This window comes from Thiobacillus sp. (genome assembly GCA_024235835.1).
Classification (GTDB): Bacteria; Pseudomonadota; Gammaproteobacteria; order Burkholderiales; family Thiobacillaceae; genus PFJX01.
The window spans coordinates 1,456,009-1,477,600 of record JACKLQ010000001.1 but is presented as its reverse complement, the minus strand read 5'-3'; the positions used below and the strand labels follow the sequence as shown (position 1 = coordinate 1,477,600).

The 21,592-nt window shown below is 66.4% G+C and carries 18 protein-coding genes; 4 read left to right on the top strand and 14 right to left on the bottom strand.

What is annotated here, in order from left to right:
• The first annotated feature begins 16 nt into the window (after positions 1–16).
• Complete coding sequence (locus tag H6935_07215; GenBank protein MCP5278137.1) at positions 17–763, top strand: SAM-dependent chlorinase/fluorinase; 747 nt, start codon at positions 17–19, stop codon at positions 761–763.
• Here H6935_07215 and H6935_07210 read toward each other — a convergent pair.
• From H6935_07210 to rpe, 8 genes are all read right to left on the bottom strand, one after another.
• Positions 726–2,003, bottom strand: a complete 1,278-nt coding sequence (locus tag H6935_07210; GenBank protein MCP5278136.1) for a glycerate kinase — start codon at positions 2,001–2,003, stop codon at positions 726–728. The two genes, H6935_07215 and H6935_07210, sit on opposite strands and share 38 nt — an antisense overlap.
• Positions 1,981–5,103 (bottom strand): efflux RND transporter permease subunit, encoded by a 3,123-nt coding sequence (locus H6935_07205; protein ID MCP5278135.1) that lies wholly within the window; start codon positions 5,101–5,103, stop codon positions 1,981–1,983. The genes H6935_07210 and H6935_07205 overlap by 23 nt, the downstream gene beginning before the upstream one ends.
• 22 nt (positions 5,104–5,125) lie before the next feature.
• Positions 5,126–6,100 carry an efflux RND transporter periplasmic adaptor subunit gene (locus H6935_07200; protein ID MCP5278134.1) on the bottom strand — a complete coding sequence of 325 codons (975 nt, stop codon included), beginning with the start codon at positions 6,098–6,100 and terminating at the stop codon, positions 5,126–5,128.
• Positions 6,101–6,143: 43 nt separating this feature from the next.
• On the bottom strand, positions 6,144–6,875 hold the full coding sequence (locus H6935_07195) for an rRNA pseudouridine synthase (GenBank protein MCP5278133.1): 732 nt from the start codon (positions 6,873–6,875) through the stop codon (positions 6,144–6,146).
• A gap of 55 nt (positions 6,876–6,930) precedes the next feature.
• Positions 6,931–10,374, bottom strand: coding sequence for a hypothetical protein (locus H6935_07190; GenBank protein ID MCP5278132.1), 3,444 nt, complete (start codon positions 10,372–10,374; stop codon positions 6,931–6,933).
• Positions 10,375–10,502: 128 nt separating this feature from the next.
• Complete coding sequence (locus H6935_07185; protein ID MCP5278131.1) at positions 10,503–12,005, bottom strand: anthranilate synthase component I; 1,503 nt, start codon at positions 12,003–12,005, stop codon at positions 10,503–10,505.
• Between the two features lie 107 nt (positions 12,006–12,112).
• The gene (locus H6935_07180; protein ID MCP5278130.1) at positions 12,113–12,868 is read right to left on the bottom strand and encodes a phosphoglycolate phosphatase; all 756 of its coding nucleotides are present in this window, start codon (positions 12,866–12,868) and stop codon (positions 12,113–12,115) included.
• A complete protein-coding gene (gene rpe, locus H6935_07175; GenBank protein MCP5278129.1) occupies positions 12,868–13,554 on the bottom strand; it encodes a ribulose-phosphate 3-epimerase in 687 nt (228 codons plus the stop codon). Before rpe ends, H6935_07180 begins: the two co-directional genes overlap by 1 nt.
• Before the next feature lie 186 nt (positions 13,555–13,740).
• Between rpe and apaG the strand changes: the two genes are divergently transcribed.
• Genes apaG through H6935_07160 form a run of 3 tightly spaced genes read left to right on the top strand, consistent with a single transcriptional unit; the run spans position 13,741 to position 15,665 of the window.
• Positions 13,741–14,124, top strand: a complete 384-nt coding sequence (gene apaG / locus H6935_07170; GenBank protein MCP5278128.1) for a Co2+/Mg2+ efflux protein ApaG — start codon at positions 13,741–13,743, stop codon at positions 14,122–14,124.
• Positions 14,124–15,434 carry a murein transglycosylase A gene (locus tag H6935_07165; protein ID MCP5278127.1) on the top strand — a complete coding sequence of 437 codons (1,311 nt, stop codon included), beginning with the start codon at positions 14,124–14,126 and terminating at the stop codon, positions 15,432–15,434. The genes apaG and H6935_07165 overlap by 1 nt, the downstream gene beginning before the upstream one ends.
• A 30-nt stretch (positions 15,435–15,464) precedes the next feature.
• Complete coding sequence (locus H6935_07160; GenBank protein ID MCP5278126.1) at positions 15,465–15,665, top strand: hypothetical protein; 201 nt, start codon at positions 15,465–15,467, stop codon at positions 15,663–15,665.
• A gap of 14 nt (positions 15,666–15,679) precedes the next feature.
• On the opposite strand, the gene H6935_07155 is transcribed toward H6935_07160, so the two are convergent.
• Genes H6935_07155 through H6935_07130 form a run of 6 tightly spaced genes read right to left on the bottom strand, consistent with a single transcriptional unit; the run spans position 15,680 to position 21,558 of the window.
• The gene (locus H6935_07155) at positions 15,680–16,450 is read right to left on the bottom strand and encodes a TonB family protein (protein MCP5278125.1); all 771 of its coding nucleotides are present in this window, start codon (positions 16,448–16,450) and stop codon (positions 15,680–15,682) included.
• Positions 16,451–16,498: 48 nt separating this feature from the next.
• The gene (locus tag H6935_07150; GenBank protein ID MCP5278124.1) at positions 16,499–17,224 is read right to left on the bottom strand and encodes a DsbC family protein; all 726 of its coding nucleotides are present in this window, start codon (positions 17,222–17,224) and stop codon (positions 16,499–16,501) included.
• A 19-nt stretch (positions 17,225–17,243) separates the two neighbouring features.
• Positions 17,244–18,398, bottom strand: a complete 1,155-nt coding sequence (locus tag H6935_07145; protein MCP5278123.1) for an FAD-dependent monooxygenase — start codon at positions 18,396–18,398, stop codon at positions 17,244–17,246.
• Positions 18,392–19,582: an FAD-dependent monooxygenase gene (locus H6935_07140; protein ID MCP5278122.1), complete on the bottom strand. Its 1,191-nt coding sequence runs from the start codon at positions 19,580–19,582 to the stop codon at positions 18,392–18,394. The genes H6935_07145 and H6935_07140 overlap by 7 nt, the downstream gene beginning before the upstream one ends.
• Positions 19,572–20,879 (bottom strand): aminopeptidase P N-terminal domain-containing protein, encoded by a 1,308-nt coding sequence (locus H6935_07135; GenBank protein MCP5278121.1) that lies wholly within the window; start codon positions 20,877–20,879, stop codon positions 19,572–19,574. The genes H6935_07140 and H6935_07135 overlap by 11 nt, the downstream gene beginning before the upstream one ends.
• Positions 20,869–21,558 (bottom strand): nucleotidyltransferase family protein, encoded by a 690-nt coding sequence (locus H6935_07130; protein ID MCP5278120.1) that lies wholly within the window; start codon positions 21,556–21,558, stop codon positions 20,869–20,871. The genes H6935_07135 and H6935_07130 overlap by 11 nt, the downstream gene beginning before the upstream one ends.
• Positions 21,559–21,592: the final 34 nt, after the last annotated feature.

The following is a 21,592-nucleotide window of genomic DNA, read 5'->3' as shown; positions in this document are numbered from 1 at the left end:
TTATTGGTATTTCGCCATGCTCATACTGTTTACTGATTACGGTTGGCAGGACCCTTATGTGGGCCAGATCAAGGCTCGACTCGCCCAGGCCGCGCCCCATGTTCCCGTCATCGACCTGCTCCATGGGGTGCCGGACTTCAACGCCCATGCCGGCGCCCACCTGCTGGCCGCCCTCGTTGCGGGCTTTCCTCCCGGGGCCGTATTCCTGTGCGTGGTGGATCCGGGGGTGGGCGGTCCCAGGGAAGCGGTACTGCTGGAGGCGGATGGCCGTTGGTACGTCGGCCCGGACAACGGCCTCCTTTCCGTCGTCGCCATCAGGGCCGATGATGCCCGGGTCTGGCGGATCAACTGGCGGCCCGAGGGACTGAGTGCCACCTTTCATGGACGGGATTTGTTCGCGCCCATCGCTGCGGACATTGCATCAGACCGTTTCCCAGAGGCAAGACTCGTCCCAGCCAGTCTGGACGTTCAGTTTGATGCCGCCGACCTGCCACGCGTCCTCTACATCGACCATTACGGCAACGCCTGGACCGGCATCCGGGGCGGGCTGGCAGAAACGGACTGCAGCGTGGAGGTCAAGGGAAAGTCGCTGGGCTGGCGCTGCACCTTTTCGGAGGCCGCTAAGGGCGAGGCCTTTTGGTATGTCAACAGCGTTGGTTTGGTGGAGATCGCTGCCAACCGGGTCAGCGCGGCCGCCCTGCTGGGCCTGAAAGTGGGGGACCAGGTCAGGCTAGCAGGATCGCCCGAAAGTCATTTGCATTAGTGAGGGTGGGCCCGGTTACCAAGAGGTCACCCAGGGCGGCGAAGAAACCGTAGCCGTCGTTGTCATCCAGGCAGGCCCGGCCGTTCATCCCCAGGGCTTCGGCCCTGGCCAGGGTGTCCGGGGCCAGCAGAACGCCGGCGTTATCCTCCGTGCCGTCAATCCCGTCCGTGTCAGCCGCGAGAGCGTGGACTCCTGCCATGCCGTTCAATTCCAGGGCCAGGGCCAGCATGAACTCGGCGTTGCGCCCGCCCCGGCCCCGGCCGTGCACGGTCACCTGGGCCTCGCCACCTGACAGCAGTACCCGGGGAGGCGTGCCGGTCTGCTGGCGGGTCTGTGCTCTGGCCAGTACTGCGAACTCCCGCGCCAAGTTCCGGGCCTCGCCTGAGAAGTGGTCTCCCAGCACCACCGGATCCAGGCCCCGGGCTCGCAGATAGCCTGCTGCCCCTGTCAGGGCGGTGCCCCCATTGCCTATGACGCGGGAGTCAATCCTAGCAAAGCAGGCATGCCCGGCCTTGGGGGTGTCCTGTACGGCGCCGGAGTTGCCGAGTTCCAGGTAGGCCAGGACTGGGGTTGGCACGACGACATGCCATTGTTCCAGGACGGCCAGGGCATCGGCGAAGGTGGTGGCGTCTGCCGCGAAGGGCCCGGAGGCGATGACGCCCGGGTCGTCTCCCGCCACGTCGGAGAGTAGCAGGGCGGTTACAGACGCGATGCAGGCCTGGGCCATGCGCCCACCCAAAGTACGTGACAGGTGCTTGCGTACGCAGTTGATGTGGGCGATGGGGGCGCCCGAAAGCAACAAGCCCCGCATCGTGGCCTGAATGTCAGCCAGGGTGAGTTCCTCTACCGGCAGGGTCAGCAGGCTGGAGCCGCCGCCGGAGATGAGGGCCAGTACCCGGTCCTCCGGCCTCGCGTCCCGTACCAGATCCAGAGCCGTCTCGGCCGCGGCCAGGCCATCACGGTCAGGCAGGGGGTGGCCGGCCTCCACCACCCGGATGCGCCGGGTTGGCTTGCCGTGGCCGTGGCGGGTGATGGCGATGCCTGCCATGGAGACATCAGGGGGATAGTGGCGTTCCACGCAGGCGGCCATGTCGGCGGCGGCCTTGCCCCCAGCCACGACGATGAGTTTTCCTTCAGGGGGCGGAGGCAGGTGTGCCGGCAGGAGGGCCTCTGCCTTCACTGCCGCCAAGGCGGCATGAAAGGCGCCGATCAGAAGTTCACGGGGCGATGTTGCCTGCATGGCGACCCCACCTGGTGAAGACGCCACGTCCCCGCCGTCCCATGAACAGCCAGTACAGCAGGGGAATGACGAACAGGGTCAGGAGCGTGGACACCGCCAGGCCCCAGACGATGGCGGAGGCCACGGGCCCCCAGATGAGAGACTTGCCCCCCAGGCCCACAGCCAGGGACATGAGTCCGCCGATGGTTGTGGTGGTGGTGATTAGGATGGGCACCACCCGGCGGCGGGCGGCATATACGGCGGCATGGAGCACGCCCATGCCCGATCCCAAGCGGTCGTTGGCGGCGTCGATGAGAACGATGGCGGCGTTAACGGCGATACCCGTGAGGGCGACGATGCCGTAAAGGCCATAAAGGGAGAGGGGGTTGGCCGACACCAACAGGCCGAAGACCACGCCGGTGAAGGCCATGGGCACTGTGGCCAGGATCATCAAGGGTTGCCAGTAGCTGCGGAACAGGGCCGCCAGGATCACGTAGATGAGTCCAACACCCAGCAGGAACAGGCCCGGCATGGCGTCCAGGCTTTCCTGGATGTCATCCAGTTCGCCGGAAAAGTCGATGTTCACGCCGGGGTGGCGGGGTGCAATGCGGGACCACTCCGTTCTGATGAAGTCGTTGGCGGCCAGGGTGTCGGTGATGGCCTTGTCCAGGTCCGCTTCCACGGTGATGGCCCGGCGCAGGTCGTAGCGCTTGATGACCCCCTTGGCGATGCGGGCCTCGGCGGTGACCAGGCTGCCCAGGGTCGTGGTGGCGCCAGTGGCCAGGGCCACGGGGGCGTCCAGGGCCTGGGCCACGTCGCCGAAGCTGCGCTGGGGGCCCAGCACCCGGACTTCCACTCTCTCCCCCGCGTCCCTGGCCACGGCCACGATCTCGCCGTCGGTGTGGAGGCGGGCCAGGCGGGCTACCCGCGACGGGTCCATGCCCGTGGCCCGTACCGCGTCCGGGTCCACCCGCAGCACGAACTCACGGCGCCCCGGCAGGTCGTCGTCGGTCACGTCCCGGCTGCCGGGTACTCTGGCCACGATGCCCCGCAGATCATCCGCGGCCCGCCGCAGGGCCGGGTAGTCGTCGCCCCGCAGTCGTACCTTCACCGGCTTCTGGGACGGCGGGCCGCCGGACAGCATGGTGAAGCTGATTTGGCCCCCCAGTGGCAGGGCCTCGATGTCCCGGCGGATGCCCGCGATCACCGCGTCCGTGGTCCGCATGGCCCCCTCCCGGGGCAGCAGGGATACCACCACCTGGCCGTAGGCGTCGCCGTAGAAGGGCTCCGTCTCCGTGAACTTGAGGCCCGCATAACTGGCGGTGGCCCGCACTTCCTTTCCGTCCAGGCGGTTGGCCACGGCCTGCTCCAGCACCTGGGTGCGGGCCAGGGTCACGTCCAGGGCCGTGTCCGGCGGCATGTCCAGGTTCACGTAGAAGATGCGGATGGGGTCCATGGCGAAAAACTGCTGCTTTACCCAGCCCCCGGCCACGGCGTAGATGGCCAGGGCCAGGGCCAGCAGCAGGGCGATGGAGGTGGCCCAGGCATGGCGCAGGGAGAGCAGCAGCAGGCGGGCGTACTTGATCCGCAGGCCGAGGTTGAAGTGGGCGCGCCAGGCCGCCAGGCGGGAAGGACGGGAGAAGTCGGGCTTCAGCACCGCCACGTGGGCGGGCAGCATCCAGAAGGCCTCCACCAGGCTGATGGCCAGGGCGATGGTCACCACCAGGGGCACCACCATCATGAACTTGCCGACGATGCCAGGCAGCAGGATCAGGGGCAGGAAGGCGGCCATGGTGGTCATGACCGAACTGAGTACTGGCAGGCCCACGCTGCTGACGGCCCGGGTAGCGGCCGCCAGGGCCTCGGTACCCCGGTTCATGCGGTAATAGATGTCCTCCAGGATTACCACCGCGTCGTCCACCAGCATGCCCAATACGATGATGATGCCCAGCAGGACGGTCATGTTCAGGGTGAAGCCGAAGCTGGAGAGCATCCAGAACGTGCCTGCCAGGGAGAAGGGCACCCCCAGGCTGATGAGGGCGGCCATGCGGGTGCCCAGAAACAGCCAGGACACCAGGAACACCAGGGCCAGGCCCAGCAGGGCATTGTTCTGCATGACACCGATGGCCTGGCGGGTAGGAACCGTCTGGTCGTCCAGGAGGGACAGTACCAGGCCGGTGCCTTTCAGGACCTTGTTCTGGTCGGCCCGGTAGGCGATGATCCGTTCCACCAGTTCCAGGGTGTTGACCTGGGATTTCTTGTTGATGGCCAGCAGCACGCCGGGGTGGCTGTCGGTGGTGACCAGGGTGGTGGGCCTGGCCCGGGCCCGGGAAAGCTCCGCCAGGTCCTCCAGGGGCAGGCTCTCGCCCTTGGGTGAGGGCACCGTGAGCCTGGCCAGGTGGGGCGGCGAGACCTCCTGGCCGAACACCCGCAGCAGCCATTCCGTGTCACCCACCCGTACCCGGCCCGCCGGCGTGTCCTGGAACCAGCCGGCCACGGCGTCCGCTACCCGGGTAGCATCCAGGCCCCGGGCTGCCAGGGCCTCGGGCCGCAGGGTGACGCGTAGTTCCGGGTCCGCCAGGCCGGTGGCGAACACGGTATCCACCCCGGCCATGCGTTCCAGATCCACCTTGACCCGGCGGGCAGTGTCCCGCAGGGTTTCGTCGTAGGCAGGGCCTTCCACCAACAGCATTGCTGAAGGGAAGCCGTTGTTGGTGGTGATCTCCTGCACCAGGGGGTCGTCCACTTCCGGCGGCAGGTCCCGGTCCGTGGCGGCCTGGACTTCCCGGCGCAGGTCCGTCACCCGCTTGTCGAACACCCGGGGCGATATGTCCCGGAAACGCACCAGGATGGTGGATACCCCTTCCCGGCTGGTGCTGGAGATGAAGCGGATGTCGCCTATGCGGGCGATGGCGTCCTCCAGGGGCTGGGTGACCTTCTTCTCCACGTCCGCAGCCCCTGCACCGGGCAGGATCGCCGTTACCGCCAGCCAGTTGAAATTGATCTCCGGGTCCTGCTCCCGGGGCATGGCCCGGTAGGCCAGCACCCCCATGGTGAGCACTACCACGAAGGCGATGTTGGCCAGGGGATGGTTGCGGATGAGGGCTTCGTAGAAGCGCATCGTCAAGGCGGCCGGGGCTTTCTCAGCGGAGTTCGCCCGCACCGTTCACAACGATGGCGGCAGCCTTGCCCAGGCCGCCGGCCGGAGCAGGCCTGCCTTCCTGGGCCTCGGGCAGGGCTACGAAGCGGATCGTGTTGCCATCCGCCACGAAGACCCCCAGGCGGCCGTCACGGCGTACCACCACGTTCGCGGGCAGGTAGGGCTGGGGTGAGGTCCAGCGGACCTGGCCGCTGGTACCAGGGGCCGCCGACCGGGACTGGAACGCCAGCCGGGCCTCTGACAGCCGCGTGGCGCGGGCCTGGGCCGGGGAGATGCGCAACAGCCGGAGGGGATGGTTGCCCGAGGGAGACACGAAGGTGATGTGGCGGGCCTGGAACAGTCCCGCCACATCACCTTCCTGGACTTCCGCCCTGACCTGTATGCGGGAGCGGTCCAGCAACCTCACCAGGGGCGTGCCTGGCACGGCCATCTCGCCCACCTGGGCCAGGCGTTCAACCACCACGGCAGGGAAGGGGGCCCGCACCACGCACTTGTCCTCCTGGCGCTTCGACGTCTTCAAAACGGCCCGGTTCACGGCCACGCTGGCCCGGGCCGCGTCCAGTTCCGTGGCGCGGGTGTCCAGCAGTTCCCCGGAGATGAACTTTTCCCGGGCCAGTTGTGACGCCCGCCGGTGCTGTTGCTCCGCCAGGCGGACCTGGGCCTCGGCGGCTGCCAGGGAGGCCTGGGCGCTTTCGGTGGCCAGCATGTAGTCGCGGCAATCCAGTTCTGCCAGTACCGCGCCCTTTGAAAGGATCTGGCCCGGTTCAGGCGGCAGGCGCAGGATGGGCGCGGATATCTCCGCCGCCACCTGGCTCTCGTTGAGGCTCACCACCTGGGCCTGGGCGCTGCGGGTGGGGTAGACGGCGATCTCGGACAGGGGTTTTGCTTCCCAGGCCAGGGCAGGCAGAACCATGCCGAGAGACAGGAAGGCAGGGATCAGGATACGAAGGGTCTGCATGGATAAATGGTAGCAACTTGGCCCCCATTCATGATGACAGGCGTTAGAAGCGTTCTCCCGGCTGCAAAGGCCGCCATTGGCCCAAAGGCAGGTGGCCCAGGCTCACCTGGCCGATGCGGACCCGCTTAAGGCCCACCACCTTCAGGCCCACCAGCTCGCACATGCGGCGAATCTGGCGCTTGCGGCCCTCCCTCAGGATGAACTTGAGCTGGTCTTCGTTCTGCCAGCTGACCTTGGCGGGGCGTAACTGGCGACCGTCCAGCTCCAGGCCGTGGTTGAGCAGGGCCAGGCCCCGCTCCGAAAGTAGCCCTTCCACCCGTACCAGGTATTCCTTGTCCACCTGGGAGTCGTCGCCGATGAGCTGCTTGGCCACGCGGCCGTCCTGGGTGAGCACCAGCAGCCCGGTGGAGTCGATGTCCAGTCGTCCGGCGGGGGCCAGTCCCTTGAGCATGGCGGGGGAGAAGCGGGGGCCCCCACCTTCCTGCCACTGGCTCTCCGGGCGGATCAGTGTGACGGCGGGCTGATAGCCGGGCTCCGGCTGGCCGGAGACGAAGCCCACGGGCTTGTGCAGCAGGATCGTCACCCGTTGCTGCTGCTGTTTCTGGGCCTGCTGGGCCAGATGGATCTTGCAGTTGGGGTCCACCCGGGTGCCCAGCTCGGAAATGCGCTGGCCGTCCACGAACACCAGGCCTTGCTCGATGAAGGCGTCCGCCTCCCGGCGGGAGCAGATACCCCGCTCGGACATGAGCTTGGACAGGCGAATGAGTTCGGTCATGCTGGGTTTCCTGGTCCTGGAGTGGGCGCCGAAAGACTGGGCAGTGCCAGGGACTTCAAGCCGTTCGATGCACCCAGTCCGCACCCAGTCCGCCCCGCAGTCCCTCCAGGTAGGCGGCAGATTCCACTTCCGACAGGCGGGCCTTGGCCCGCAGGAGACGGGCCTCGCAGTGCACCCGCAGGTCGGGTTCGCAACAGGTGGTGGAATTGAGGAAACTGTCCAGGTAGGCCACCTGGTGACGGGCCATTTCCAGGTCCCGCTGCTGCTTGATGACGAGGCGCTCCTGGTACCATTCGCTGGCCAGCAGGTACTCCCTGGTGAACAGGGCGCGAATGTCCGGGTGGGCCAGGTCCTTACCCTCGTATTGGCCTTCGGCCATGATGTGCAGCAGGGCCTTGAGAGGGGGGCAGGCGTCTTCCACGGAGCCATCGGCCAGGTACCCCTGGGCCACCTTCTGGTGCATTTCGGCGATGTGCAACACGCCGTCGGCGAAGTCGTCCAGGTTCTGGGTCTCCGGTCGCAGCATGGCCTCGTCGAAGATGCCCACCGGGTCGTCGAACAGCTTGCCCAGGTAGGCGTGAAGGAAGCGGGCGGTGATGCGGTAGCCCAGGCGGCTGGCCGGCACGTGCAGGCCGTTGTGGTCGAAGTCCCGCACCTTTTCCAGGTAGCCCTTGTCGATGAGCCACTGGGCGCTGCGCTCCTTGGGTGACAGGCGGCACCAGATCTCCGGCACCAGGAAGCTGACGTCGTGGTCCACGCGCCTGTTGGCGCCGATGAAGCCTGCGGCGCTGGAGAAGCCGTCGTGGCCGCAGAGCATGAAGGACACCAGGGCGTTGTTCAGGTCCGCCGTATAGGTGAGGGCGTTGAAGGGGCCCTTGGTGAGGGCTCCCTCGGAACCCGCGCCGGTGGTGGAAGGGGATTTGCCAGACAGGCTGGCGATGAAGTCCATGAACAGTTCGGGCAGGTCCTGGTAGTGCAGGGGGCCGTAAACGGCCAGGGGGCGGATGCCGGGTCTGGCCGGATTGTTGCGGCGGCCGGGCAGCATGGCGTCCACGGGCCAGTGCACCGGGGCGTCGGCGGGCATGCGCCGGGCCAGGCGGGCGCCCATCTGGGCCACGTGGCTTTCCCGGGGTGCCAGCAGGTCCGGACGCTTCTGCAGGTAACGCACGTTGGGGCTGGGCTTGCCGTTCACCAGGCGGGCGTGGGCGGAAGAGACGAAGTAGCCGTCCTCCTGGGCCGCCTCCCGGATGAAGCGCTGCATCTCCGGGGTGTAGTGGTGGAAATTCACTACGTCCTCGGTGAGCTCGCTGGCGTCCTGGCGGGTGAGGGGCTCGAAGTTGGAGATGAAGTTGTCCGCTTCGGTGAGGTCCCGTTCCGTCTGGGCGTCCACGCCCCGCAGCTTGGCGTCGTCCGGGCGCTGGAACAGGCGGGCTTCGCAGTTGGCCACGATCTTCACCGCCGGTGCGTTGAGGCTGTTGGGCCGGGGGTGGGCCATGTGGCGCGCAGGCAGGGTGGTGGACACGGCAATGTCGTCCGCCAGCTGGATCTTGCCGGCACGCACGAAATCCTGGCGCAGCTTGTACACTCGCCAGGTGTTGTCCTCCAGGCGGCCCAGGCGCATGAAGCTGGCCACCAGCTCCCGGCGGTGATACTTAAGTTCATGGGCGGGGTGGTTATTCACCAGGTCAACGTGGAAGTGCTCGCGCCAGGCGTTTTCCCCTTCCTGGCCCCATTCCTCACGGTAGAAGCGCTTGATGACGAACACCAGGGCGCGGATGTGTTGGGGAATGGTGGTCAGCCAGGCGTTGTACTCCTGGGAGTATTCCTCGGATGGCGTCAGCAGGCGGATGACGGAGCCCAGGGTGCGGCTCATGTCCAGCAAGCCCCGCTGATCGGAGGTGTCGCCGGACTTGTAGCGGGTGGAGAAATCCCGCTGGAAGATGACTTCCACCTGGTCCAGATCCTCTTTCAGGTTCTGCACGTAGTAGGGACCGGACAGCAGGGCGCTCACCAGGGATTTGGAGATTTCCGACTTGCCGCCACCGGACACGGTGCAGGGCTTGTAGCAGAAGGTGCCTTCCGCCTCGGTGCCCACCAGGCGCCAGGAAGGGGCGTGGGGGTGCTTCTGCAGGTGCACCTTGAGGCCGCAGGGATAGAAGTAGGTGTACCCAGCCAGCAGCTTGAGGCTTTGGGCTTCGCCATTGGTCTGCCAGGTGGCACGCTGTTCCAGCAGGTCCAGGCGGGCATCCTCCGGCAGGAAGATGACCTGGCGCCAGTTCCGGTCCACGCCATAACCCTCGGGGCGGAAATCGATGAGGTCGGCATAGCTGGTCTGCAGCTCGGCATAGGTGTGGCCATCCGCCAGGTACTTGGAATCCAGGATGTAGCTGTCACCCAGGTTGAAGCGGGGGAAGGCCAGGGCGCCGCCGGAGTGTTCCTCCTCGCAGCCGCCGAACAGGTTGGTGGCGTAGGAGATCTGGGACTTGATCTCCTTCTTTGAATAGCCGAAGTAGTTGTCGGCAATGAGGGTGACGATGACGCCGTTCAAGTCCCGGCATACCACCTTGAAGGCGGAGCCGTCGTTGTATTTCTCGTTCTCGTCCTGCCAGCACATGCCGTCCCGGCGCTGGCGTTCCGTGGCCTGGTCCCAGTGGGGCAGGCCCACCGCCTTCTTGGTGAGCTCGATGAGGTGGGGGGCCAGGATCACGCAGCCCGTGTGGCCGGACCAGTGGTCCACATCCAGGCCCGCGTCGTTCTGGGGCAGGTAGGGGTCGCCGCCGTTGCCGAAGATGCGTTCCACGAAGTCCAGGTTGGATACCAGGCCACCGGGGGCGAAGAAGCGGGTTTCCATGCGCTTCTCCGGCATGACGCCGGGCACGGCAGGAGACACCAGGGGGCGCAGCAGCAGGGACACCCACATGTGGGCTTCCCGTTCCTGGCCGCTGGTGAAGGGCAGGCGGGTGAGGGCTTCCGGCGGGTTCATGGCCGCCTTGAACAGGGCGGCGAAGGTGGCCACGGGGACGACCTTCTTGTCCCAGGCGACGGGCAGGCCGCCATCCACCACGTGGAACACGCCCTCCGTGGTGCGGCGGTCCTTCTGGGGGTTGTGCAGCACGCCCTGCTTCACCCGGTAGGATGTGATCCAGGGGGATTCGAAACGGTCGTCCTCCACGGGCAGGGAGAGTTCCGCCGCCAGGCCGGGGCCGTCCAGCACGAAGCTCACGGCGGGCAGGGCCACATGATCGTCGTTGCCGTTGCGCAGCAGGTAGCCGTTGACGAAGTCCTGGATGCGCTGGTCGGCGGGGCAGCGGTAGTCCTGGAGCAGGCGCCGGTGCTGGCGGTAGTTGCGCAGCAGATCGTCGGCGATCTCCAGCCAGTGGTCCTCGTCACCTAGCCAGCCCGGCTGATCCAGGGCGGCCAGTTGCAGATTGATCTGGCGCAGCCGGCGCAGGCGCTCGGGCGCGATGGGTCGGTGTGCCCGCTGAAAGGCACGCGTCAGGTCATTTCTCATGGGAATTGAAGCTTGGATGCATACGACCCGGAATTTTCGCATTGAACGGCTGCCAGGGCAGCCAAAAAATGCGGGATTTCCGGGTCCGAAATGGGTAGGAACGGTCCGGACCGTATTTAGACCGCGTTATCTTGGGGCTTGGTCAGGGCCAGTTCGGCGGCGCGGATGACGGCCCGGGCCTTGTTGCGGGTCTCCGTCCACTCATTTTCCGGCACGGAGTCGGCGACGATGCCCGCTCCCGCCTGGACGTAGAGGGTGCCGTCCTTCACCACGGCGGTGCGGATGGCGATGGCCACGTCCATGTCGCCGTTGAAGCCCAGGTAGCCCACGGCACCGGCATAGATGCCCCGCTTGCTGGGCTCCAGTTCGTCGATGATCTCCATGGCCCGGATCTTGGGGGCGCCGGACACGGTGCCCGCCGGAAATGTCGCCCGCAGCACATCCATGGCCGTCAGGCCCGGTTTCAGCTTGCCTTCCACGTTGGAGACGATGTGCATTACGTGGGAGTAGCGTTCGACGGTCATGTTCTCCGTGACCCGCACGGAGCCAACCTGGGCCACCCGGCCCGTATCATTGCGGCCCAGGTCCATGAGCTGCACGTGCTCGGCACGTTCCTTGGGGTCCGCCAGGAGCTCCTGCTCCAGTCGCTGGTCCTCTTCCGGCGTGGCGCCCCGGGGGCGGGTGCCGGCGATGGGGCGGACGGTGACCAGTTGCTTGCCGTTGTCTCCCTCGACCTGGTGTTCCAGGCGGACCAGGATCTCAGGCGAGGAGCCGACGACATGGAAGCCGCCCATGTCGTAATAGAACATGTAGGGCGAGGGGTTCAGGCGGCGCAGGGCCCGGTACAGGGACAGGGGGTGGGCATGGAAGGGCCGGCTCATGCGCTGGGCCAGCACCACCTGCATGATGTCGCCCTCGGTGATGTAGTGCTTGGCCTTTTCCACGGCGGCCTTGAAGGCGGCCTCGCCGAACTCCGACATCGCCTCGTGGCTTTCGCCGGACTCAGCGGGAGGCGGCTTGACCGGGTTCTCCAGTTCCTGAGCCAGTTCGTTCAGGCGCATGTGGGCCCTCAGGTAGGCCTCGTCCTCCAGGGGGTCGGCATAGACGATGAGGGTGATGGTGCCCGTGAGGTTGTCCACCACCGCCAGCTCGTCCGTCAGCATGAGCAGAATGTCCGGCGTGTTCACGTCATCCGGCTTGAAGGTCCTGGCCAGCTTCTTCTCGATGTAGCGCACCGTGTCGTAGCCAAAGTAGCCGCACATGCCGCCGGGGAAGCGGGGCATGCCGGGCACCGGGGCTGCCTTGAAACGGCCCATGAAGCTTTCGATGAAGGCCAGGGGGTCGTCGCAGTCGGACTGCTCCACGGGCAGGCCGTTGGTTTCCACGCTGGCGAAATGGCCGTATACCCGCAGCACGGTCCTGGCCGGCAGGCCGATGAAGGAGTAGCGGCCGAAGCGCTCGCCCCCTTCCACGGATTCCAGCAGGTAGGTATAGGGCTGGTTGGCCAGCTTCAGGTAAAGGGACAGGGGGGTGTCCAGGTCCGCCGGCAACTGGCGGATGACCGGGATGCGGTTGAAGCCCTGGCGGGCCAGGCTGTTGAACTTGTCTTCGTTGAACATGAGGTACTCCGGAAAGCGTGAACGGGGAAACATGAAAGGGATTGGGCCTCAGCCACGCCATCGCATGGCGGGGCGTTCCGTTCTTCCGGTTTCCAGAGTGTTCAGGTTCATTTCCTGACGATCAGCTTCGCTGCCTCGGCCAGGCTTTCCACCACGGCATCCAAGTCAAGTTCGGTGACGGGCCGGCCCCGGTTGTAGCCGTAGGGCACGCAGAACACGTGGCTGCCGGCGGCCCGGGCGGCCTGGGTGTCATTGAGGGAGTCGCCGATCAGCAGCAGTTCATTGGGCTCGCAATCGAACACCGCGCAGGCATGCAGCAAGGGCAGGGGGGAGGGTTTCTTCTCCGGCAGGGTGTCGCCGGACAGGATGAGCTCGAAGTAATCGAACAGGCCCGTGTCCTTCAGCAGCGGGTGGGTGAAGCGTTCCGCCTTGTTGGTGATGCAGGCTACGTGGATGCCGCTGGCCTTCAGTGCCTTCAGGCCATCCTCCACGCCGGGGAAGGAGCGGCTCTTGCGGGATACCCAGGCGGCGTAGTGTTTTTCGTAGATGGGCAGGGCCTTGGCAAACAGTTCCGGGGCCGGATCCGCATGCATGTCCCGGGTGAGCACGCGCTTCACCAGGCGGGAGACGCCGTTGCCGATGTAGGTCTTGACCTCGGCCAGGTCGATGGGCGGCAGGCCCAGATCGGACGCCATGGCCATGGCGGCATCCGCCAGATCCGGCGCGGTGTCCAGCAGGGTGCCGTCCAGGTCGATGACGACGGCTTTGATGTAAAGGGGGAAGGGGGAAGGGGGAAGAGTGTTCCCCGGTTGCCCTTCCCCCTTGAGCGCCTCAGGCGCGGTCCCTTCTCCCTTCACGCTCATCATGCCTTGGCCAGTTCCGCGCGCATGGCGGCCACGACGCTGTCGTAACGGTTGGGGTCCGTATCCTTGGCGGCACCGAAGATGGCGGAGCCGGCCACGAAGGTGTCCACGCCGGCCTTGGCCACTTCACAGATATTGCCGGGGCCCACGCCGCCGTCGATCTCCAGGCGGCAGGTGTGGCCGCCGGCCTTGATCATCTGGCTCACCTTGCGGGCCTTGTCCAGCACGTAGGGGATGAACTTCTGGCCGCCGAAGCCGGGGTTCACGGACATGAGCAGCACCATGTCCAGCTTGGGCAGCATGTATTCCAGCACGTCCAGGGGGGTGGCGGGGTTGAACACCAGGCCGGCCTTGCTACCGCTTTCCTTGATCAGGCCGATGGTGCGGTCGATGTGCTCGGAGGCTTCCGGGTGGAAGGTGATGTAGGTGGCGCCGGCCTTGGCGAAGTCGGGGATGATGCGGTCCACGGGCTTGACCATCAGGTGCACGTCGATGGGAGCGGTGACACCGTGCTTGCGCAGGGCCTCGCACACCAGGGGGCCGATGGTCAGGTTGGGCACGTAGTGGTTGTCCATCACGTCGAAGTGGACGATGTCGGCGCCGGACTTGAGGACGTTGTCCACTTCCTCGCCCAGTTTGGCGAAGTTGGCGGAGAGGATGGAGGGGGCAATCTGATAGTCGGCCATGGCGGTTCCCTGAAACGGACAAAACCCCAATATTAACCGCGCCGGCCGGCGGAATACAGGCCAAGACCCCATTGGCATCAGGCTGGACAGGCGGGCCCGATTCGTGTGCAATCCGGACGGACGGGTCGGCAAGGCCCGGTCGCAACCCTTCCAACACACTCCATTCAGACCATTCCTTCGAGTTCCATGGCAGAGAGCAGGAAGTACCACATCACCGTCACGGCCCAGGCCACCTTCGTGCCTGACCAGTCGGATGAAGCCGCCGGGCGCTACGTGTTCTCCTACACTGTCCAGATCGCCAACACCGGCCAGGTGGCGGCCCAGTTGATCTCACGCCATTGGGTGATCAGCGATGCCCATGACAAGGTCCAGGAGGTTCGGGGCCTGGGCGTGGTGGGGGAACAGCCCTTCCTGCGCCCCGGGGAGAGTTTCGAGTACACCAGCGGCACTTCCATCGCCACGCCCGTGGGGGCCATGCGTGGGACCTACCAGATGGTGGCGGAGGACGGCAACCAGTTCGACGCGGAGATACCGGAGTTCATTCTGTCCATGCCCCGCGTGCTGCACTGATGTTCCGGTTTTACCCCTTTGTATTGCTGGCTTTCCTGGCGGGCTGCGCCCAAGTGGGGGTGCGTCCCTCACCACAGCCGGAGCCGGTGCCTGAACCCCTGCCCACCCGGCCCGAGCCCGTGTTCGATAAACCGGTGGTGCCCGCTCCGCCGAGCCCTCCAGTAACCCAGCCATCGCTCCCCGCCGAGCCGCCAGTGGAAGCTGTCAAGCCGCCGGTGACCGCCATGAGTTGGCTCAAGCCGGCATCCTGGGACCAGTTGCCGGGCTGGCAGAATGACGATGTGGCCCAGGCCTGGCCCGCCCTGGCGCAATCCTGCGCGGGCCTGCGCGCCAATGGCGCCTGGAGCGTGGTGTGCCAGGCAGTGAACGCCATGCCTTCCTCACCGGACGAGAAGACCGCCCGTACCTTCTTCCAGGCCGCCTTCCAGCCCTGGCAGGTGTTGCAGCCTGACGGCGGCGCCGAAGGCCTGGTGACGGGCTATTACGAGCCCCTGTTGCGGGGCAGCCGGCAGTTCAACCTCAAATACCGCTATCCCCTCTACGCCGCGCCGGACGACCTGCTGGTGGTGGATCTGGCCGCCCTCTATCCGGAACTCAAGAGCCTGCGCCTGCGGGGCCGTCTCCAGGGCAACAAGGTAGTGCCCTACTGGACCCGGGAGGAGATCGAGGCGGGGGCCGCTCCGGTTCGGGGCAAGGAACTGGCCTGGGTGGACGATCCGGTGGAACTCTTCTTCCTGCAGGTACAGGGCTCGGGACGCATCCAGCTGGAAAATGGCCAGATGATGCGGGTGGGTTACGGGGACCAGAACGGCCATCCCTACCGGTCCATCGGCAAATGGCTGGTGGAAAACGGCGAACTGACCCTGGACAAGGCCTCCATGCAGGGCATCAAGGACTGGGGGCGGCGCAATCCGGAGCGGCTTCCCGCCCTGCTGAATGCCAACCCCAGCTATGTCTTCTTCCGGGAGTTGAACAATCACGGCGCAGGCCCCTTCGGCTCCCTGGGGGTGCCCATCACGCCGGAGCGCAGTATTGCCGTGGACCCCCGCTTCATCCCCATGGGGGCCCCGGTCTGGCTGGCCACCACCCGGCCAAATTCCAGCGAGGCCATGAACCGGCTGGTACTGGCCCAGGACACGGGGGGCGCCATCCGGGGGAACGTGCGCGCCGACTTCTTCTGGGGCTTCGGCGACGAGGCGGGCAAACTGGCCGGGGCCATGAAGCAAAAGGGCCGCATGTGGGTGCTGCTGCCGAAGGACTACCCCATGACGGGTCAAAATGGCGCAAGTGGCAAAATCGGCCTAAAGTGAAACTCTAGTCAGTCCCTAGCGAGGCAGATCATGATCGACGGCGTGTCTTCAGCCGAGCAGAGCCAGGCCACCAGCCAGGTTCAGGCCAACCTGATCGCGGTGCGCAATGAAGCGCAGAACCAGCAGCAGCTGGCCAATGTGCTGCAACAGGAGTCCCAGCGGGCCCAGGATCAGGTCCAGGCCAGCTCCAATCCCGAAGGTGTGGGCCAGAACGTGGATACCTACGCCTGACCAGGTGGTTTCAGCTACTCCAGCTTGAATTCCACCCGCATATAAGCTTCGTAGCGTACCGGCTGTCCTTCCTTCATGGCCGGTTGGAAGCGTGCGTTCCGGAAGGCCTCCAGGGCGGCCTCGTCGAATACCCCCGGGGGACTGGCCTCCACTACTTCCACATCCCGGACCTGTCCCAGGTCGTCGATCTTCACCATCAGCTTCAGCGATCCCTCCTGGCCACGTTGGCGGGCCAAGTCCGGGTATTTTGGGGTAATGGAGCCAATGGCCTTGGGGTGACTGTCCACATGTCGCGCCAGATACCACGTGGTGTCCACAGGGGATGGAATCAACAGTGCTGGCCTGGGCGTCGGCGCCGGCAGGGGCTTGGCAAGGTTCGCGGCTGTTGTGTCCTGGACCGCGACCTTGACGGGCGTATCCGGCGCGCTGGCCGCTATTTCCGGTGTCTGGGCTTGGGCCGGAGGCGTCAACGGGGGCGCCGGCATCTGGATGGGGGCGGGCTTGGGTACGTTCAGTGCTTCACGCTGGGGCGGCGGGGTGTCGGGCGGCCTGGTTGCCACCGGAGTCACAACCGGCTTGGTCGGCGTTTCAGCCTGTACCGGCTCGGCCGGTGGGGGGGGCTCCGTGGTCGTCGAGGGCTGCAGGCGGGCGTTTATGACCAGGGTCTGGGGGCCGTCCGTGCCACGCCAGGGCTGCACGAAGGCCAACAGGGCCAGGTGGATGCTGGCCGACAGCACGAGGCTTTGGACCAGGGGCTGTCGGGGGAGCTCTGACCAGGCGGGCATGGCAGATCAGGGGGTTGGGCCGATGGCCCGGCAGGCAACCCCCACGCATCACTCCGCAGTCTTAAGCATGGCCTCCAGTTTGGCGGCCGGCACGTAGCCGGGTATGCGCTTGCCATTGGCCAGAATCATGGCTGGGGTGCCCTCCACGCGAAGACGGGCGCCCAATTCCAGGTTCTCGTCGATGGGGTCGTTGCAGGTGGCATTGCCCTCTGGGACCTTGCCTTTCAGCATGAGGTCCAGCCAGGCCTGGCTCTGGTCCTTGCTGCACCAGACCAGCTTGGCCTTGCGGGCGGCGTCCTTGTGGAAGGCCAGGGGGTAGAGGAAGGTGTAGATGGTTACGTTGTCAATCTTGCTGAATTCCACTTCCGCCTTCTTGCAGTAGGGGCAGTCCGGATCGGAGAACACGGCCACCTTGCGCTGGCCGTTGCCACGCACCACCTTGATGGCGTTTTTCAGGGGCAGGCTCTCCCATTTCACCTCGGTGAGCTTGTCCATGCGTTCCCGGGTGAGGTTGCGCTTGTTCTTCACGTCCAGCATGTCGCCTATCAGGAGGAACTGCCCCTGATCATCCGCGTACACCACCATGGGGCCCTGGTCGCCGTCGATGGTGACTTCCATCATGCCTTTCACGCCTGTTTTGCTGATCTGGGTGACTTTGGCGCCCGGCGCCAGGGTCTGCACGGCCTGGCGGATTTCCGTGTCGCCGGCTTGGCAGGCTGCCATGCCCAGGGTGAGGGTGGCGGCGAGAATCGTCGTGAGCAAGGGGAGTTTCATATGCGTTTCCATGGAAGTTTCAAAGGATTGCGTGGCGTGTGAGGGCCTGATTGAGGGGGTCGATGAACTGGGTCAGGCTCATGCCCGTATTGCGCAGGGCCTGGGTAAGTCCGTCCTGGCGGGCGAAAAGTTTCTTCAGACCACCGGTGGTGAACTGCATGGATACCACATCTTCCCGACGTCGGGAGGCGTAGGCGGTGAGGCGGCTGATCTCTCCCGGGTCGCCGCCGCTGGCCAGCATGGCCGCCAGGAGGCGGGAATCCCGGAAACCCAGGTTGACCCCCTGGCCCGCCAGGGGGTGGACCGTATGGGCGGCGTCCCCCAGCAATACCAAGCCGGGCCGCACCCATTCCTTGGCCCGCCGGCGTTTGAGCGGGAACCCGGCGGCGGGGGTGATGTTGGTGAGTTTTCCCAGGACGTGGCCGCCGGCCTCCGTCACTATTACCGCCAGTTCCGCCGGTGTCATGGCCTGTAATTCTGCCGCGTGGTCCGGCGGGGTGGACCAGACGATGCTGATGCGGTTGCCCGGCAGGGGCAGGTAGGCCAGGACGCCATCCGGACGGAACCATTGGTAGGCGCTGCCACGGTGGGGGCGCTCCGTGCCGAAATTGGCCACCACGCCTATGTGTTCGTAGTCCTCCAGGTCGAAGCCGATGCCCGCCTGCTGGCGCAGCCAGGAATTGGCCCCGTCCGCCGCCACCAGCAGGCGGGCCTTCAATACGGAGCCGTCCGCAAAATGCAGGACATGGCCATCCGCAGCGCCCCGGCCCCAGGAAACGGACTGCGGGGACATGGCAATGACCTGGAGGTGGGGGCTGTCCTGCCAGGACTGCCACAGGCTCCACTGCAGGCGGTCGTTCTCCGCGATCCAGGCCAGTTCGGGCAGGCCTGCGTCCAGGGCGTCGAAGGTCAGACGACCATCCGTGTCGCCATGGATGCGCATGCGGTGCACGGCCTGGGCACGGACCGGTTCGTTCCAGGCGCCGAGGGACTTGAGCCACTCCACATTGCCCGGGCTGTAGGCATAGATGCGGCTGTCCCAGGCTTCATCCGGCTCAGCGGGAGGGCGTGGCTCCACCAGCGCCACGCTGTAGGGACTGTGGCGCAGGGCAGCCGCCAGCGCCGCGCCGTTGAGGCCGCCCCCCAGGATGACGATGTCCGCGCTCCTCACCATGACTGGGCCCCGAACATCATCTTGCGGGCGAACAGGGTCTTCAGGGGGGGGAGCACGTCCAGGGCCCCCAGGGCCAGGCCACGGCCGATACGCAACAGTGGGTGGTCATTGGAGAAGCCGGCCACCAGCACGTCAGTCATGAGGCTGCCGCCGATGATGTCGAAGCGGCGCTGGCTCGCATAGCCGGCCAGGGGGGCAGAGCCCAGCTTCTCCCTCGGCAGGTCGGCGATGGCCTCGGCCAGTTTCCAGGCGTCCCGCAGGCCCAGGTTGAAACCCTGGCCCGCCACCGGATGCAGCACATGGGCGGCGTTGCCGATGCGTACCAGGCGGGCACTGGGGCTTTCCTTCGCCAGGCTGAGCTTGAGGGGAAAGGCCGCCCGGGGGCCCGTGCCGAGGAAACGCCCCTGGCGGTTGCCGAAGGCCGACTGGAGCTGGTTCAGGAACTCCGCGTCGGACAGCGCCAGGCGGTCTGCCACCTGGTCGGACGGGGTGGTCCACACCAGGGCATACACTTCCTGCAGGGGCAGCAGGGCGATGGGGCCTTCCGGGGTGAACCGCTCGTAGGCCCTGCGATCGTGGGGCTGGGACGTGCGTACGGTGCAAACCACGGCGGACTGGCCGTAGTCCTTGTCCTGGCGCAGGTCGGGGGGCAGGGCCTTGCCCCCTTCGGACAGCACCACCAGGTTGGCGGTGAGCAGGTGCTCGCTCCCGTCCCGCTCGTAGGCCACCATGCCATAGGCGGCGGTGGCGCCAGCCCGGGTGACCCGGGCGCCGGTGAGGACCCGGGCTCCCGAAGTGGTCATGCGACCGGACAAGGAGGCATAGAGGTCGCCGTATTCCGCCACATAGCCCAGGGCGGGTACGCCCATGTCAGTGGCCTCGAGTTGAGCCCGGCCGAAGCCGCCCCGCTGGGAAACATGAATGGTCTCGATGGGGGTCGCCCGCTCCGCCAGGGCTTCCCATACACCCAGGCGCTGCAGGATCAGGTGGCTGCCCTCGGACAGGGCGATGGCCCGGGGGTCCGGGGCTACCAGGCTGGTCCGGGCCTCCAGCACCACCACTTCCAGGCCGCAGCCCTCCAGACCCGCGGCCAGGGCTGCGCCCACGGGGCCGCCGCCCACGATGGCGACATCCGCATGAGTGGGCAATGATGAGCGAGGCCAGAAGTGGACGTCAGCGGGCATGCATGGCCTCCTCGATATCCTTGATCGTCTTGGGGGCGGCGGCAGTGAGCACGTTGCAGCCCCGGTCAGTGACCACCACGTCGTCCTCGATGCGGATGCCGATGTTATGGAAATGCTCGGGCACGTCGTCGGCGGGGCGGATATAGAAGCCAGGTTCAACGGTGAGGGCCATGCCCGGCTCCAGGGTACGCCACTGACCTGCCTGCTTGTATTCGCCCGCGTCATGCACGTCCAGGCCCAGCCAGTGGCCCGTGCGGTGCATGTAGAAGCGCTTGTAGGCCTCGGATTCCATGAGGCCGTCCACCTCGCCCTGGAGCAGCGCCAGATCCACCATGCCCTGGGTGAGGACCTTCAGGGCCGCCTCATGGGGAGAATTGAAGGTGTTGCCGGGCCTTACCGAGGCGATGGCCGCCAGCTGGGCCGAGAGGACGATCTCGTAGACATCCCTCTGGGGGGCGCTGAAGCGGCCGTTCACGGGAAAGGTACGGGTGATGTCCGCAGCGTAGCCGTGGTATTCCCCGGCGGCGTCGATGAGCAACAGGTCCCCGTCCTTAAGGGTCTGGTCGTTGCTGACGTAGTGCAGCACGCAGGCGTTGGCGCCCCCCGCCACGATGGAGGTATAGGCAGGGGCCTGGCAGCCGTGGCGGCGGAAGGTGTGCAGCAGTTCCGCCTCGATCTCCCATTCCCCCTTGCCTGGCTTGCAGGTCCGCATGGCGGCGACATGGGCCTTCACGGAGATGTCCGCGGCCCGCTGCATGAGGCCGATCTCGTGGTGGTCCTTCACCAGGCGCATGGCGTCCACCAGGGTATGGGCATCGGTGAGGGTGGCCGGGGCGCTGACCCCGGCCCGGGCGCGGCCCCGCACGGCGTTGATCCAGCCCATGACCCGGGCGTCCCAGGCGGGATCGGCGCCGAAGGCATAGGCCAGGCGGGGCTGGTTCTCCAGCAGCTTGGGCAGGCGCTTGTCCAATTCGGCGTAGGGGTAGGCGGCATCGAAGCCGAAGGCCTCCCTGGCGCCTTTCGGGCCCTGGCGGTAACCGTCCCAGATCTCCCGCTCCTCATTCTTTTCACGGCAGAACAAAATCTGCTTGGGGCGTCGGCTTGCGATCAGCACCACCACCGCCTCCGGCTCCGGGAAGGCGGTGAGGTAATAGAAATGGCTGTCGAAACGGTAGGGGTAGTGGGCATCCCGGTTGCGGATGGTCTCGGTTGCCGTGGCCAGGATGAGAACCCCTTCCCCCAGGGTCTCCAGCAGGCGGGCGCGGCGGGCCCGGTGGATGCCGATGTCAGGCTGCACGCTTCAGTTCCTCGTCGAGAGCGGATAGGCGCTGGGGCGTGCCCACGTCCTCCCAGCGGCCGGTGAAATGCTCGCCCGTAACCTGGCCCCGGACCATGGCGGCCTGCAGCAGGGGGGCGAGCTTGGCCCTGGTGAGAGGCGCGATGCCGGTGAACAGTTCCGGGCGATAGCAGCCGATGCCGGAGAAGGTGAGGCGGCCGATGGCGTGGGTGGGCGGCACGGCTACCTTGCCGTCTGCCAGCACGAAGTCGCCCTGGGGGTGGTGGGGCGGGTTGTCCACCAGGACAAGATGGGCCAGATGGGCGGGGTTGCGGGCCATCTCCGCCAGTATGCTGGCCAGACGGGCGTAGTCGTAGTCGACATAGACGTCGCCGTTGGTGACGACAAAGGGGGCGTTGCCCAGGAGGGCCTGGGCGGTGGCGATGCCGCCGGCGGTCTCCAGGGGCTCTGGTTCCCGCGACCAGGCGATGTCCACGCCCCAACGGTGTCCGTCGCCCAGGAAATCTTCGATCTGCTGCCCCAGGTGTGCGTGGTTGATGACCAGTGCCCTGAATCCCGCCGCTTTCAGCCGCTCCATCTGCCAGACGATGAGGGGTTTTCCGCCGGCCACGAGGAGGGGCTTGGGGGTGTGGTCCGTGAGGGGGCGCATGCGTTCCCCCAGGCCGGCGGCCAGGATCATGGCCCTGAAGCGGGATGGGGGATGGGGAATGGGG